The sequence below is a fragment of the Ruegeria sp. AP11 genome (assembly GCF_056535865.1).
On sequence record NZ_JBQFJB010000002.1, the window covers coordinates 450,839 to 466,772 of the forward strand.

General features: G+C 57.3%; 14 protein-coding genes and 1 riboswitch. Of the genes, 6 read left to right on the plus strand and 8 right to left on the minus strand.

Annotation, left to right across the window (positions count from 1 at the left end; translation table 11 throughout):
* Positions 1–159: 159 nt before the first annotated feature.
* Positions 160–383, minus strand: a riboswitch (cobalamin riboswitch).
* A gap of 196 nt (positions 384–579) precedes the next feature.
* From ACR3E4_RS20000 to ACR3E4_RS20035, 8 genes are all read right to left on the minus strand, one after another.
* Complete coding sequence (locus ACR3E4_RS20000) at positions 580–984, minus strand: universal stress protein (RefSeq protein ID WP_480531010.1); 405 nt, start codon at positions 982–984, stop codon at positions 580–582.
* A 13-nt stretch (positions 985–997) separates the two neighbouring features.
* The gene (locus ACR3E4_RS20005; protein ID WP_480531012.1) at positions 998–2,305 is read right to left on the minus strand and encodes a TRAP transporter large permease; all 1,308 of its coding nucleotides are present in this window, start codon (positions 2,303–2,305) and stop codon (positions 998–1,000) included.
* Between the two features lie 164 nt (positions 2,306–2,469).
* On the minus strand, positions 2,470–3,516 hold the full coding sequence (locus ACR3E4_RS20010) for a TRAP transporter substrate-binding protein (RefSeq protein ID WP_480531014.1): 1,047 nt from the start codon (positions 3,514–3,516) through the stop codon (positions 2,470–2,472).
* Between the two features lie 74 nt (positions 3,517–3,590).
* On the minus strand, positions 3,591–4,097 hold the full coding sequence (locus ACR3E4_RS20015; protein WP_480531016.1) for a TRAP transporter small permease subunit: 507 nt from the start codon (positions 4,095–4,097) through the stop codon (positions 3,591–3,593).
* Between the two features lie 453 nt (positions 4,098–4,550).
* Positions 4,551–6,176 (minus strand): aminotransferase-like domain-containing protein, encoded by a 1,626-nt coding sequence (locus ACR3E4_RS20020; protein WP_480531018.1) that lies wholly within the window; start codon positions 6,174–6,176, stop codon positions 4,551–4,553.
* Complete coding sequence (locus ACR3E4_RS20025) at positions 6,160–7,155, minus strand: MBL fold metallo-hydrolase (RefSeq protein WP_480531020.1); 996 nt, start codon at positions 7,153–7,155, stop codon at positions 6,160–6,162. The genes ACR3E4_RS20020 and ACR3E4_RS20025 overlap by 17 nt, the downstream gene beginning before the upstream one ends.
* Positions 7,156–7,269: 114 nt before the next feature.
* Positions 7,270–8,250, minus strand: coding sequence for a LuxR C-terminal-related transcriptional regulator (locus tag ACR3E4_RS20030; protein WP_480531022.1), 981 nt, complete (start codon positions 8,248–8,250; stop codon positions 7,270–7,272).
* 208 nt (positions 8,251–8,458) lie between these two features.
* Positions 8,459–9,115 carry a GntR family transcriptional regulator gene (locus ACR3E4_RS20035; protein ID WP_480531024.1) on the minus strand — a complete coding sequence of 219 codons (657 nt, stop codon included), beginning with the start codon at positions 9,113–9,115 and terminating at the stop codon, positions 8,459–8,461.
* Positions 9,116–9,252: 137 nt separating this feature from the next.
* On the opposite strand from ACR3E4_RS20035, the gene dctP reads away from it, so the two are divergent.
* The 6 genes from dctP (at position 9,253) to ACR3E4_RS20065 (ending at position 15,503) form a co-directional block, all read left to right on the plus strand.
* Complete coding sequence (dctP, locus tag ACR3E4_RS20040) at positions 9,253–10,239, plus strand: TRAP transporter substrate-binding protein DctP (protein WP_480531026.1); 987 nt, start codon at positions 9,253–9,255, stop codon at positions 10,237–10,239.
* Between the two features lie 101 nt (positions 10,240–10,340).
* Positions 10,341–10,883 (plus strand): TRAP transporter small permease, encoded by a 543-nt coding sequence (locus ACR3E4_RS20045; protein WP_480531028.1) that lies wholly within the window; start codon positions 10,341–10,343, stop codon positions 10,881–10,883.
* A gap of 5 nt (positions 10,884–10,888) precedes the next feature.
* Entirely contained in the window at positions 10,889–12,205 is a 1,317-nt protein-coding gene (locus ACR3E4_RS20050) for a TRAP transporter large permease (RefSeq protein ID WP_480531030.1), read from the plus strand.
* The gene (locus ACR3E4_RS20055) at positions 12,202–13,458 is read left to right on the plus strand and encodes a malonyl-CoA decarboxylase (RefSeq protein ID WP_480531032.1); all 1,257 of its coding nucleotides are present in this window, start codon (positions 12,202–12,204) and stop codon (positions 13,456–13,458) included. Before ACR3E4_RS20050 ends, ACR3E4_RS20055 begins: the two co-directional genes overlap by 4 nt.
* Before the next feature lie 5 nt (positions 13,459–13,463).
* Positions 13,464–14,978, plus strand: a complete 1,515-nt coding sequence (locus ACR3E4_RS20060) for a malonate--CoA ligase (protein ID WP_480531034.1) — start codon at positions 13,464–13,466, stop codon at positions 14,976–14,978.
* Between the two features lie 117 nt (positions 14,979–15,095).
* Positions 15,096–15,503: a universal stress protein gene (locus ACR3E4_RS20065; protein ID WP_480531036.1), complete on the plus strand. Its 408-nt coding sequence runs from the start codon at positions 15,096–15,098 to the stop codon at positions 15,501–15,503.
* Positions 15,504–15,934: the final 431 nt, after the last annotated feature.

The window sequence follows — 15,934 nt, forward strand, 5'->3', positions numbered from 1 at the left end:
TTGGCCAGAGCGGCCATTTGGGTCTAGCCCATGATGTTGAGTATCGATTGTCCGACGCATCGCCGCCTCCGCTGAGACGGGGTCGTGGCAGAACGATGATGTAGGTCAGCGGCTAGCGCTTCAAACATTTATCTCTCCCTCCGGGACACCCCGCCCGGTTCAGTTAATATTCGGATGGCAGGTCTCCTGACTTGCGGATCATCGCTACCCCGAACCTTCCCAGGCTTCCCCGCTTCGGGGGCCCAGTGGTTTTTTCGGGGTCGCTCTCCGCTTACAGTTGCGGGGGCAGTCACGGAATTGGTGGCCTAGATCGGCACCGCACCGCGTTCCCATTTCATCTCGCCGACTCAATGCCGTTGAGAACCATCGCAGGCAGATAACGTTGCGCGCATAAAATGGTCAAGGATCAAAATGGCGGTAAGGATTGAATGTCTGTTACAATCGCGGGTGTCTCTGGGCTGGTGCCAATGACGCTGTCGCATTCGCGAGATGAAGTGCCTTAAACTACCACTTGGGGCGCCGCAGAAACGCGACGCCCCAAATAATGTCACATCTGAGGTTAACGCCTCGGTGTTCAGGTTAGCGAAGGACCACCACGCTGCAGTTGGCATGCCGCACAACACGCGCAGCCGTGGAGCCGAGAAACAGATCTGAAAACCCCGGGCGGTGCGAGAAGACTACAACGCAATCGGGTTTGTGCTTCTTCTGCCAGCTCAGAATCGTGTTGGTGGAATGACCTGCGACCACATGGATCTCAACCTCTTCCGAGCCAAGTTCTTTGCGCAGGTCGTCCGAGACCCCATCAATGCTCTTCTGCATCTGGTCTTCAGGGAAGTACGAGCCGATGTAAGACGGCAACTCTTCCAGAATGGACAACACGGAAATCCGACCACCTTCGTTCAGCAGTTTTTGTGCTGCAGCAATTGCGGGGCCGTATTCCGAACCATGTCCTGGCGCGACGGGAACAAGTATGTGATTGAACATCTGATTTAGCCTTCTACTTCAGCGCGTTGGGCAACCAGGTTGCGATTTCCGGGAAGATAAAGATCAACGTGAGGCCGACGAACTGCAACACCACGAAGGGGCCAACCGAGTTGTAGACATCGCCCATGCTGACGTCCTTGGGCAGCACCCCTTTGATCCAGAACAGAACGAAACCGAACGGTGGTGTGAGATAGGCGATCTGGATGTTCACGATGAACAGCGCGCCGAACCACAGTTTGTCGATCCCCAGCTCATCCACGATCGGAATGAACAGCGGAGTGCACAACAGGATAATGGCCCAGTCGTCCATCACCATGCCCAAAATCAGGATGATCAGCATCATCATCAGCAGGATGCCGGTCGCCCCGCCAGGCATGGACAGAACCAGGTTCGTCAACAGATCCTGACTGCCCAGCGTGTTGAACACATTAAGGTAGATCGTGGCACCGATCAGGATCCATAGACCCATACCGCTGAGCTTGACCGTGGAAACCAGAGATTCAACCAGAACCTCTTTGGTCAGTTTGCCATAGATGAAGTTGATGATGAATGCGCCTGCGGCACCAAAGGCTGCCGCTTCGGCCGGGGTGGCGATGCCGCCCCAGATGACACCCAGCACAACAACGATCAGCAGAGCGAAGGGCCAGATGCTCAGCACAGCGCCAACTTTTTCCCGCGCTGTAAACTTCTGATCTGCGGGCAGGGCAGGGCCCAGCTCTGGCTGAATACGGCAACGGACGCCGATATAGATCGTGTAGAACGTCGCCAGCATGAGGCCCGGCATCAAACCGGCCATGAACAAATCACCGATCGAGACCTTGGCCAGCAGACCGTAGAAGATGAACGGAACGCTTGGCGGGATCAGGGCACCCAGTGCGCCGCCCGCGGCAATACAGCCGATGGCGATCTTGCGGTCATACTTGTACCGCATCATCGAAGGGTAGGCGATCTGTCCCATCGTAGTGGTTGCCGGGGGTGTTATACCGGTGATGGCTGCGAAAACGGTACAGACCTGAACGGTCCCCATGGCCAACCCGCCATGGACATGCCCGATCAGCTTGTAGACCGCGTCATAAGCGGCCTCGGCTATGCCGGAAAATCGTATGAGCGACCCCATGAACAGGAACAGAGGGACCGTCACAAGGATCGAGCTCCACGGGGTAGAGTAGAATGCGCTCGGCACGGCCAGCAGGGCGCGTGGTTCGATCAGCATCGCAAACATGACGGCTGTTCCACCCAGGCCAAACGCAACCGGCAAGCCCATGAACAAGATGCCAAAAAGAACAAGAAAATAAAGTAATGTGATGAGTTCTAGGCTCATTTCGTTTTCCTTACCATTGGCACCAGAGGGTCATGAGGCGCGTCGTGATCCTGATGTCCCGACCTGTGTACGTCTTATCTCTGAAGGGGATGGATTGGCCCCGGGAATGGGGCCAATGGTGCGGCGCTTGACCGTTTACCAGTCACGCGCCGCAATTGGTTTGCTTAGTTCGAAGCGGCCTTGTCGGCCAGGAACCGCTTGTAGATTTCAACGCCTTCTGCGTTGCCTTTCGAGGCAGCGGCAACCTGCGGCCAGACTTCTGCGATGGATTTCTCACGCATCCGGGCGACTTCCTCATCGCTCAGATAGATCACTTCACCGCCGGCATCCTGCAGGATTTGCAGCGCTTCTTCCACGCCTTCCGCATGCAGACGGCTGGTTTCAAAGTAGGTGTCTTTGAAAACGCTGTCGATTTGCTCGCGCTGCCAGTCGGTCAGAGCGTTCCAGCTTTGCAGGTTCACAAAGATTTCCTGGTGCTGGGCCGGGTTCCAGCCAGGCATGATCGCATAGTCAATCACTTCCTGGAACGACATGTCATCGATGCCGCCGGTATCCCAGTAGGTGCCTTCGATCGTACCCAGCTTGATCGCTGTATAGATTTCGCCACCGTTCATCGACACGGGCGCGCCACCCATGGTCGAATGGAAGATCGCCTGCGGGCCACCGGCGCGCATCTTGTGGCCTTCCAGGTCTTCCAGTTTTTCGACGCGGAACTTGGTGAACATCGCGTTCGGACCCTGGTTGGTCCAGCCAACCCAATGCAAGTTCCGGGCATTCGCCGCAGCCTGAACGATGTCGCCTACGCGGTAGTCAGGGTTGCCCCACATCACTTCCCAGGCTTCTTCGGTGTTGTTGGCCCCCATGGCCATACCGAATGCCAGCATGCCTTCGGGCATGTCGCCGCCATAGACCGAACCCCAGCCGGCATAGCCGTCTGTCTGACCCGCCGCCGCGGCAGCAAATGCCTCGGCGCCGCTGACCAGCGCGCCTGCGGGCTCAACACGGATTTTGACGGTGCCTTGCGTGGCTTCCTCGACAGCTTCGACCCATGGGATCAGGCCGTTGTCCCAGCCCGCATCGGTTTGGTCAAAGGCAGGCTGGAAAACCCACTCGGTAACCTCGTCCGGCGGACCTTCGGCGGCGGCGGCACCTGCGCTGACTGCGAGTGCGCCCGCCCAAAGCGTGGCTTTGATAGATCTTTCAATCTTCATTTGGAACTCCTCCCTTTATGTTGAGCTCGTGTTTGTTGATGTGGTTATTATTCGGTCCCACAAGAGCGACGGGGTTAACCCGCCGATTGCCCGAATATTGTTTGAAGGTCGCGGATCAGCTTCCTGAGAACGATCAGCAGAACCAGAAAGCCGCTGACCGGGATTGCGAACTTGATCGGATAAATCGGGATGGGAACCGCAGTAGGTGTCCACTGGTTCAGCATCATCGAAAGAGAGCCTGCCTCGTATCCCTTCCAGATCAGGACTACCAGAAACAGGATTGCGACCGGCGCGGTAAGCACGTCGAGAATTGCCTTCTTGCGCGTGCTTGCATTGGCGTAAAAGAGGTCAAGCTTCACGAAGCTGTCATGGCGCAGGGCGTAGACACCACCAACGCAGGCCAACAGCACCATTGCAGCCTGCAAGGTCGTCCCGATCCACTGCGAGGGCGCATTCAAGACATACCGCATGAAAACGTCGGACACACCGAACACCATGCAGTACAAGATCAGGAGCCAACCGATGCGCCCCATGATTTCAGAAACCACATTTGTCACAGCCTCAAACGCGCGCATAAACATGATTGCTCCTCCCTAGGTGAAGCCTTGGTTGCCCCTTGTTTGCGCGTTGTCTGGCAAGCGCTGAGGTCTGTTTGGCTCCGATCCCGCCAAGCCGCACAGCCCAGCATTTGTTTATGTGATTGATACAACAAGTAGCCTGCGAGAAGAGAAAGGTACAGATTAAAAAAAACGTGGATACAGATTGGTGTCCTCACAAAATACTGAAAACAAACAGAAACTTGCGTTATTTGACACCTTTCAATCTCCCGATCATCCGAGGATTGACGGGCCTGAAAGGTTTCGATCGCAGGATGCTGCGGTTTCTTCTTCATGGGCGATGATTCAAATTCCCCGCTGTTTTGGGGTCATCGGGAATCTCTTTCGCCGATAAATTGTACTCAGCATCGGCAGCCAGATTCCCGTCATCAATTGGCACAAGCTCGATGCCGTTGCACAACGCGATTTTTGATGTTGTCAGGGATCGATCTGGCGTTGGCTCAGTTTCTCGGCATCAATTGCTTGTCGCAGTTCCTTCAGACCGGGTTCGATCAGGTTGGTTCCGACTGCTGCAACCCCCAATCTGAAAGTTGTATCGCCGCCGGGTGCGGTGGAAAAACAAGGCTCTGAGGGCTCGATCACCACACCTTTTCCGCGCGCAAATTCCGCGATACGCGCTGCTTTCCGCCCCTCGCGACTGCGGAAGAAGAAATTTGTGCTGCCGAATTCCTGCCGGACTTCGAAATCCGGAAACAGGTCATTGATTAGCGCCGATGCCACAGACCATCGCTGACTGAACGTTTCATGCAGCCGCGAGCGAAGCCCCTCGTGATAGCCAAAGCGCAGGAAAAGCGACGCGGTGTGTTGCAGGATGTGGGGCGGGTGCCTGATCATCATGCCACGCATGGCGCGCGCTTCACGCACCAGTTCTTCCTGAGCCACCAGATAACCCAACCGCAACCCCGGGGCGAGGCTTTTGGACAGGCTGCCGGTATAGATGACGCGCCCCCGCGCATGACCGCTGTAGAGCGGGGGAAGGCTTTTGGAGTTGAAGTCCATATCGCCTTCGTAGTCGTCTTCGATAATCAGAAAGTCCTCTCGTTCCGCGCTTTCGAGAAGCTGCGCCCGTCGGCGCGCCGACATCGACAGGACTGTCGGCAGTTGTCGGCTGGGGGTCACAAATACAAGGTCACATCCGGCGAGCCGTTCGTCGACAACCAGCCCTTCGCGGTCGACGGGAATATAGCGGACCTCGTCAAAGGTTTGTTCAAAGATGTTGCGGGCGTCGGTATAGCCCGGGTCCTCCATGGCCACGACGCGGCCAAAACCACGCAATAGTGTGGCTACGACGAAGATGGCCTGTTGCGCACCCATTGTAACAAGAACGTTTTCAGGCTGGGCTGAGATGCCCCGCATGGGCAATAGCCGGGAACAGATCTGTTCCAGAAACGTCTCGCAATCGAGATATTCGTTGTCGCTGGTCCAACGGCTGAGATCGCGGGAATTCAGCGCCAATCGTGTACATTCTCGCCATTCCGACAGGGGAAATTTACTGGACGCGATTTGGTTGCAGACGAAGGGATAGGTATAATTCGGCCAGTCCGAGGGGCGCGAGATACATCCCGCAGTCGATGGCAGACGGCGGCGTGTTATGCGTTCTACTATGTTGGGCGATTTAACATCGTCCTTGGCCGAGCTCGGCGGCTCCATGCGGTTGACTTCAAGGGCGACGAAATAACCCGATTTCGGCTTGGACAGGATCGCCCCGTCATCCATGAGCTTGGAATACGCGCCCAGCACGGAATTGATGGATACATTGAGGTCACGGGCCAGCGCCCGGCAAGAGGGTAGTTTCACGTTCTTGCGTAGATAGCCGTTCGCGATCAGATCGGCGATGCCCGCGTGAATCTGATCGCGAACGCCAAGTGGCTTTAGGCGATCTACGGTAATCGTATTCAAGATCGTCGCGGTCGAGCGCTGTGTGACTGCCCGATCAAGCCCGTCGTTCCGGTCCGTCACGGCGGGCTCGTTCTGGCCAGAACCGTAGCCTCCATCGGCGATGGCACGGTTCAGGCCGTTTGTTTGCTTAGGTGGTCTGTGCATGGTTTCCGAAGTAGAGAAACTCCTTGGACATTCCCTTTACTTCACCAGCTTCGAGTTGCAGCGATGCACTGTCAAGCATCTTGTAACTCTGCTGAGCTTTAACCCATTCATCTGCATCCTGAAGCGTTGTGAGCGTATAGGACGTAGTCTCACTCAGATAATGAGTGGGGATGACGATGTTGGGATTGAGCCGCTCGACGATGTCGTTGCCCTGCTGGTAGTCGAGAATGTGCTGTGACCCGTCCACAGGTAAGGTCAACACGTCCACACGCCCGATTGCGTCCCAGAATTCCTGCGGGGGATTGTGCCGGTTGTCGCCCCAGATCAAGGTGCGAATTCCACCGGTCTCGACAAGATAAACGACCATGTCCATGTGGCTGACATTGTCCGGTGGGCAGGCATTTACGCCGAATTCGCCCAAGGCGTTGGTCCAGTCATACCAACCAGGGGCACGGCAGACATGCTTGTCTGCAAAGCCCGTGATCTTCAGATCCGCAAACTCGAAATTGCCAACCATGCGATCCAGGACCATTGTCGAGACAGGCCGATGAATGGCGTCGTGATCAAAATGCGTGTGAGTGGACATGCAGATGTCTACCGGAGTTTCCGGGAACTCGTTCTTGAACCACAGGCCCCAGGCTCCCGACGGATCGTCGCGCCAAGGATCGAACAGCACGGTCGCGCCCCCGGGCGAGGTGATCTTGATGGCGCAATGCCCGTAGAAATCAACGCCAACGGCACCGTCCACCGCCCGACCGGTGGTCGATTGCAGGTCAATGACATGGTTGTTGTTGCCCGGCTGCGTCCAGTCCGTCGACTGCGCCTTGGCTGACGTTGTGCTGAGCAGGCTTGCCGCGCCACCGACACCGGCTGCACCAGCTGCCATAAAGAACGAACGACGCGACAAGCCAGGGGCCAGATCGTCTGTATTTCCGTTCTTGAGCGTAGGTTGCAGGTTCAGGTCTTCTTTTTTGTCCATGGAGTCCTCCCTTGCCGACACCATTTTTGGTGTTCGCAAAAAGGCTAGCATTGGAACGGAATTCCCGAGCATTGGAAAACCATGGGTAAAACATGGGGGTTTACCCCATGGTAATTAGCGCAACGCCATCAGTTCGGTTCGAAGGTTTTTACCCGATTTCCGCAACCCCAACTTGTCCCGAATGTTGTTGCGATGAAATTCAATCGTGCTGTACCCCCGCGACAGCACGCGCGCAATATCCTTGGTTGAATGCCCTTGAATGATCAGCTGCGCGACATCCTGCTCCGAAGGCGTCAGTTGCTCGAACACTGTTAGCAAATGTCCGGACATGTCTGCTGTAATCTGGCCCAGATTGGTTTCAACCATTTGCACATAGCTTTTGGCCGTCGGGTCATCTTCAACCCTCGCACGCAATTTCGTCAAAGCAGGCAGTACCATACCCTTGATCTGGGCCACAAAATGCGCGTCATATTCATCGCGCGATCGTTCAACCCGGCGCAACAGGACCTTCAACGCAGCGTTGGATTCCTCGAGGTCCCGAGTTCTGTTCAAGACGCGCCGCTCTGTATTCTCGAGCGTGTCCTTCAGCGCCTTCTCAAGTTGCTTGCGCCGTTCGATCTCGACCAGAAGAGACAGGTCCGCCTCGATAACGCGTGCGAATTCTTCCAGACCCCGGCGAAACTTCAGCGCACGCGGGTTCTTGCGACGATCCAGCACACAGATCGTTCCGAAGATCGACTGATCGGGCCACCGCAACGGATACCCAATGTAAAAACTCATCCCGTGTTCCAGATCGTCATTGTCGGCCCATCGGGGGTCAGCGCAGGCGTCTTCGACGACAAGCTCTCCGTTTCGGATAACGGAATCGCAATAGAGCTTTTCGTTGAGCGTAAATGTAAGGCCCTCTTTATATGGGTGTGTGTCGGATGGGTTGCGCAGATATACCGAATGCTCTGGCGCGTTGGTTATCATTACAAGGCTGGCGGGAACATCAGCCAGATTTGCAATGAGGTCGACAATGCTTTGCCAGTTCCGCCGCGTCTCTATAGGTATATCTGGCTTCAAGTTGCTGGTGTCTTGGTCAGACAGTTGCATTTCCCCTCCCGCTCAGCCCGGCTGACGATTCCGCCCCTGAATGCCTGGATTGGTCCGGGGCGGTTTGATCGCAAGCTTCAGGCATCGCGGGATTTCGGTCAACCGTCCGATGCGTAGCGCAGTCACACCTGAACTGGTGTTGTAAATCGAGGTCAGGCTATAGCGGATTTTGACTTCAACTGCGCCACAGGTGGGGTAGGGGTGTGTATTACTCTGACGTCTGTTTCAACGAAGCCATCAGGTAGTGGAATTTCTCCCCCTGCACGGTGACATGGGCGCGCAGTGCATTTGCCGTTTCCTCGGGTTCGCCACTTTCAAGGGCCTGCACGATTTTTTCATGCTCAGACATTGACTGGGCCATGCGACCGCGAAACCGAAGCTGTTGCCGTCGGAAAGGTTTGAGCCGCCTGTGCAGCTTGGAGGCTTCTTGTTCCAGAAATGAATTGCCGGACTGATTGTATATGATTCGGTGAAACCGTTCGTTTTCGAGGTAATAGGCATCCGTATCACCGGCATCGACCGCCATCTGGCATCTGGTGTTGGCGTCAGTCAGGTCCTTCAGCGCGTCGTGAGAAATGCGCAAAGCCGCCAGTCGGCCGCAAACGGCTTCGAGTTCGGCCATGACTTCGAACATCTCCATCAGCTCAACAGGTCCGGGCTGCCGGACAAAGGCTCCGCGACGCGGGATGAGGTCGACCAGACCCGATAAGGCAAGCCTCTGAAATGCTTCCCGAAGTGGGGTTCTGGAAACGCCAAACTGCTCCGCCAATCTGACTTCGTCCAGACGATCCCCATCCGGAAAAGTGCCGTCAAAGATCAGCTCTTCCAGTTCCTGTGCGATGGTATCGGCAAGGCGTTGGTCCATGACATTATTGTTTACGCACTAATTGATCAAAATTCAAGAAATCAAATCTTGTATACAAAAAACTTGACTAAAAAAACATTACGCCCTTATGATTTTCATTATCCCCGGTCAGCCCGGGTCGAAACAGGGAGGAAATTATGAAAGCCATTCTCAAGACAGCCGTAGCTGCCGCTGCACTTGCATCCGCAGGTACTCTGGCATCCGCAGAAGAACTGCGTTTGTCGCATCAGTGGTCGAACAAGGACATCCGCCATCAGGTCGCCCAGATGGTCGCCGATGAGGTCGCCGCTGCCGATGTCGATCTGGAAATCAAGATTTTCGGCTCGAAGTCGCTGTTCAAACCGCGCGAGCAGTACAAGCCGCTCAGCCGTGGTCAGCTGGATATGACAGTTCTGCCGCTGTCCTATGCCGGTGGTCAGCAGCCTGCCTATAACCTGACCCTGATGCCCGGTCTGGTAAAAAACCACGATCACGCCGCCCGTCTGGCCGACTCGCCCTTCATGGAAGCGCTCGAGACAAAGATGGCCGACGATGACGTGATGGTTCTGGTCCACGGCTATCTGGCCGGTGGCTTTGCCGGCAAGGACAAGTGCATCACCAACCCGGATGACGTTGCTGGCCTGCAGACCCGCGCGGCGGGCAAGTCGTTCGAGCAGATGCTGGCCGGTGCCGATGCTTCGATCGCATCGATGGCGTCATCGGAAATCTACAACGCGATGCAGACCGGTGTTCTGCAGGCGGCCAACACGTCGTCCTCGTCCTTTGTCAGCTACCGCATCTACGAGCAGGTTGCCTGCTATACCCCTGCGGGCGATGTGGCGCTGTGGTTCATGTATCAGCCGCTGCTGATGAACAAATCCACCTTCGACGGGCTGAACGAAGATCAGCAAGCCGCACTGCTGGCCGCATCGGAAAAGGCGCAGGCCTTCTATCTGGAAGAAGCCAAGAAACAGGACGCCAACTCGGCCAAGGTCTTTGAAGAGGCCGGTGTTGAAATCGCCGAGATGAGCGCAGAAGACTTCGAAGCCTGGCGCGCGCTGGCGATGGAAACCTCCTACAAAGCCTTCGTGGAAGAGGTTCCGGACGGGCAGGACCTGCTGGACAAGGCTCTGGCGGTCGAGTGACCCCCTCTTAACGGGCGGCCTAGCCGCCGCCCGGCACCTGATCCCCGTTCTGATTTCTCTGATCTTCAGACTTAATTGCATCTCAATCACAGGAGGCGCAAATGGCTGGTCATAGCTCTGCCGTTGCTTCCCATACCGGGAACAATCCTTTCCTTCGCTTTGTTGCCGCACTTTCATCTCTGGCGGGCTGGTGTTCCGCAGGCATGATCGTTGCCGCTGTCGCCATCACCTGCCAGATGATTATCGTGCGCTTTGTCCTGAATGGTTCAACCATCTGGCAGACCGAAGCGGTCATCTATCTGGTCATCGCCGCCACCCTGGTTGGTTTGCCTTACGTGCAGCGCCTGCGTGGTCACGTAAACGTGGACCTGATCCCGATCTCGCTGGCGCCGCGCGCCCGGTTCTTCATGGCGATCCTGACTTCGGTTCTGTCCATCATCATCGTCTCGATCATGCTGTTCTACGGTTACGAATACTGGCATTTCGCGTGGGAGCGCGGCTGGAAATCCGACACCGTTTGGGGCGTGCGCCTGTGGATTCCCTATCTTGCCATCCCGGTTGGCTTTGGCCTGCTGCTGTTGCAGCTGATCGCCGACCTCGTCGCCGTCCTGCTCGGCATCGATAAACCCTTTGGTCTGGAGTAAGGCCGATGGATCCCCTTCTGCTCGGCGCTATCGTCGCCATCGCCACCATTCTTGTTCTGTTCTCGGGCGTATCGGTCGCCATCGGTCTGCTGATCGTTTCGGCCGGGTTCCTGATCATCTTCGACGGCCCCCGTTCACTGGAACTGATGCCGGAGATTCTGTTCGGCAAGCTTGATAACTTTGCCCTTCTATCGATCCCGATGTTCATCATCATGGGTTCATCAATCGCCTCGACAAGGGCCGGGGCCGACCTCTACGAAGCACTTGAACGCTGGTTGACCCGCATTCCGGGCGGTCTGGTTGTCTCGAACCTTGGTGCCTGCGCGCTGTTTGCCGCCATGTCGGGTTCGTCGCCCGCCACCTGTGCCGCTATCGGCAAGATGGGCATCCCCGAGATGCGCAAGCGTGGCTATCCCGACGGTGTTGCTGCCGGTTCGATCGCCGCAGGCGGTACGCTGGGCATCCTGATCCCGCCGTCGGTCACCATGATCGTCTACGGCATCGCCACCGAAACCTCGATCGGTCGTCTGTTCCTGGCCGGTGTGATCCCGGGTCTGATGCTGGTGGGTCTGTTCATGGCCTGGTCGCTGTATTCGACCTGGAATTCCGGTGATGCGACCCGTCTGGGTTCGGGCAGCTATACCTGGGCCGAACGGTTCGAGATCCTGCCCCGCGTGCTGCCCTTCCTCGGCATCATTCTGGGTGTGCTTTATGCCATGTATGGCGGCATCGCCACGCCGTCGGAAACTGCCGCTGTTGGTGCCCTGCTGTGTCTGCTGATCGCGATGATCATCTACAAGCTGTGGAACCCCAAGGACATCTGGGTCGTGCTGCGCGACAGCACCAAGGAAAGCGTGATGATCCTGTTCATCATCGCAGCCGCCGGTGTGTTCTCGTACATGCTCAGCTCGCTGTTCATCACGCAGGCTATAGCCGAGTGGATCGGTACGCTGGACGTGAACCGCTGGGTTCTGATGGGCGCGGTCAACGTGTTCCTGCTGATCGCCGGGTTCTTCCTGCCGCCGGTTGCGGTGATCCTGATGGCGGCACCGATCCTGCTGCCGATCATCACCACCGCTGGCTTCGATCCGATCTGGTTCGCGGTTGTGCTGACCATCAACATGGAGATTGGTCTGATCTCGCCTCCTGTCGGCCTGAACCTCTATGTGATCAACGGCATCGCGCCCGACATCTCGCTGAAGACCATTCTGACAGGCTCTCTCCCCTTCGTGGCCTGCATGGTGATCGCGATTGTCCTGCTGTGCCTGTTCCCCGGTCTGGCCACCTGGTTGCCTGACCTGGTGATGGGAGCAGCAGTATGACCCTGCTGGCGGATCTTCTGTCCACCGTGTTCGAGCGGCGCTATCGCCGCTCGGGCGCGGCGGCTCTCGACGGCCGACCGCTGACCGAACTGGCCGATGCGCTGGTCGGGTCAGCGGGCGAGACCTCGGGGCTGGCACTGGCGGAGGAAATCCTGACCCGGTTCGACACTCTGGACGACGATGAAAAGCTGGAGTTCTTCCGCTACCTCGCCTCGGCCATGAATATCGACCCCGAGGCGGTGCGGTCGTCGCTGGACGCATACGAGCGTGATCCCTCGAAAGCGACCTATCGCAGCTTTGCGGCTGCGGTGGAACCGGCCCGGCAGGAAATGATCCGCCGTCTGAATCGGGTGCCCGGTGCGACCGGCGCGTTGGTGCAGATGCGCGCCGATCTGCTGCGGCTGGGCGGCAAGGAACCGGAACTGCAGGCGCTGGACCTGGATTTCCGGCACCTGTTCGCCAGCTGGTTCAACCGCGGCTTTCTGGTGCTGCGCCCGATCAGCTGGGAAAGCCCGGCACATATTCTGGAAAAGATCATCGCCTATGAAGCGGTCCATGCCATCGATAGCTGGGATGACCTGCGCCGCAGGCTGGAGCCCACCGACCGGCGCTGCTTTGCCTTCTTCCACCCCTCGATGCCCGATGAGCCGCTGATCTTTGTCGAAGTGGCGCTGAACCAGGGTATCCCGGGCTCGGTTCAGGCACTGTTGGCCGAAGACCGTGATCCGCTGCCGCAGGATCAGGCGGATACGGCTGTGTTCTATTCGATCTCGAACTGTCAGGCCGGGCTGGCCAGCATTTCGTTCGGCAACTCTCTGATCAAGCAGGTGGCCTCGGATCTGGCGGCAGAGCTGTCGGGGCTGAAGACCTTTGTCACCCTGTCGCCCATTCCGGGCCTGACCAAGTGGCTGACGCAGGAAGACATCGAATGGGACGTCGAAAAGCCCGATCAGATGAAAGCTCTGGCGGCGCATTACCTGCTGAACGCCAAGGGCCGGGGCAACATGCCATTCGACCCGGTGGCCCGGTTCCATCTGGGCAACGGCGCGCTGGTTTATGCGGTTCATGCCGATGCCGATACATCGGACAAAGGCCGGGCGCAGTCCGGTGGCACCATGGTCAACTATCTCTATGACCTTGGCCGCGTAGCTCAGAACCACGAGCAATTCGCCAATACCCGCGAGGTCATCGCCTCGTCCGAGGCCAAGTCGCTTGCGGCGTCGGCCTCACTCACATCGACACAGGAAAGGTAACCCTTATGGCCAATCCTCTCTATGACGGTTTGTTCGGCGCTCATGCCGGTAAAGACACACCCTTTTTGCAGTTGCTCGACGGTTCGGTGATTTCGCACCAGGATTTTCTGAGCACCGCTGCACAGATCGCTCACGTGGCGACACAACTGGGCCTGAAACCCGGTGACCGCGTTGCGGCGCAGATCGAGAAATCACCCGAGGCGCTTGCGCTTTATGCTGCTTGCGCGCAGGCCGGTCTGGTGTTCCTGCCCCTCAACACCGCCTATACGGTGGATGAGCTGACCTATTTCATCGAAAACAGCGGCGCCGCGCTGATCGTCTGCGACAGCCGGAGCGAAGACAAGCTGGCCCCTGTGGGCGCGCAGCTGGGTGCCAAGGTTGAAACCCTGAACGCTGATGGCAGCGGCAGCCTGATGGATCAGGCCGCAGCCATGCCCGCCAGCTTTGACACCGTCGAGCGCGACGGCGAAGATCTTGCGGCGTTCCTTTACACTTCGGGTACCACGGGCCGATCCAAAGGCGCGATGCTGACCCAGAACAACCTGTTGTCGAATGCACAAACGCTGGTCAAGGAATGGCGTTTCACATCCGACGACGTGCTGCTGCACGCGCTGCCGATCTTTCACACTCACGGACTGTTCGTGGCGACCAACGTCACGCTGGCTGCGGGCAGCAGCATCGTTTTCATGCCCAAATTCGATCTGGATGAGATCATCGGGCGGATGCCGGGCGCAACCTGCATGATGGGCGTACCGACCTTCTATACCCGCCTGCTGGACGATGACCGGTTCACCAAGGATCTGGCCGCGCATATGCGCCTGTTCGTCTCGGGCTCGGCCCCGTTGCTGGCAGAGACCCATGTGCAGTTCGAAGAGCGCACCGGCCATCGGATTCTGGAACGCTATGGCATGACCGAGACCAACATGAACACCTCGAACCCCTACGAGGGCGACCGCCGCGCCGGAACCGTGGGTATGCCACTGCCGGGGGTCGAGTTGAAAATCTGCGATTCCGACGGCAACGCGCTGCCACAGGGCGACATTGGCGAGATCGAGGTGCGCGGGCCCAACGTGTTCAAGGGCTACTGGCAGATGCCGGAAAAAACCGCCGCCGAACTGCGGGAGGACGGGTTCTTCATCACAGGCGATCTGGGGCGCATCGACGAGGACGGATATGTCCATATCGTTGGTCGCAACAAAGACCTTATCATCTCGGGTGGTTACAACATCTATCCCAAGGAAATCGAATTGGTGCTGGATGATCAGCCCGGCGTACTGGAAAGCGCCGTAGTTGGTGTACCCCATCCGGATTTCGGCGAAACCGTTGTGGGCGTGATTGTAGCCGAGCCCGGCCAATCCCCCGATCTGGACGCAATGATGGAGGCCGTGCGCAGCAGTCTGGCGCGGTTCAAGCACCCCCGCAAACTGATCCTGCTGGATGAACTGCCCCGCAATACCATGGGTAAAGTTCAAAAGAACATCCTGCGCGACCAGTACAAAGACATGTTCGTGGCCGCGTGACATGACCTTCCCCGACCATGCAGCCACTCTCCTCGAATATGCTGTAGGTCATACTTCAACGACCAGAGTGCGCGCAGCGCGCGGTCTCTGGTCGTTGCTTTTTTCGGAGTTACACTGATGTATCGGAATATTCTTGTCCCCGTTTCCTTTGACGCAGACCGCGGCGTGGCGCAGTCGATCCGTGTTGCACGGGCGCTGAGCCAGGAAAACGGCACCGTGACCCTGCTGCACGTGGTCGAGCACCTGCCACAATACACCAGTGACTTGCTGCCCGAGAACCATTTCGAAATCGCCAAGGCTGCGATCAGCGAGAAGTTGAAGCCTCTGCTTGGGGATATGCCTGATGCCGCGATCGAAGTCGTCGAAGGCCACGCCGGCCGCGGTATTCTTGACTATGCAGCCTCAAAGGATGTCGACTGCATCATTGTCGCAAGCCATCAGCCCGGCCTGCAGGACTACCTGCTGGGATCAACTGCCGCGCGCGTAGTCAGACATGCGCAGTGTGCTGTTCACGTGATAAGATAGTCGTCAGCTCTGAGCTCACTCGCGTCAAAACTGACTAACGTCATCGCTTGCGGGTCCAAATAGGATGATTTGCAATGAGAGGTTTTGTTGCCAGCGTAGCTGCTGAAAAGCTACCTGTTCTATATGATACAAGCATTGTCACCCTATTGGGGTGACCTGAAAGGCGCAGAAATCTACATCGACAAGTCGGGGCTAGTCGACACCTTTTCCAGATGCTGCCCAGTCATCGATCCCCCTACAACTATCGCGGCGAGGACGTTGTTGCGACGCTGGACAGAGTGTGCCGTCAGGTCGGGTAGAACAGCGGCCCCGATGTTCAATGGATGGTTCAATTTCAGCTAGGCTTTATTGATGGGTCATTTTGCAGGTTCCTCGTTGTTATCTTCCCAGAAAATGTGAGGTGACATGCAAGGTGATCAGCCCCACTTGTG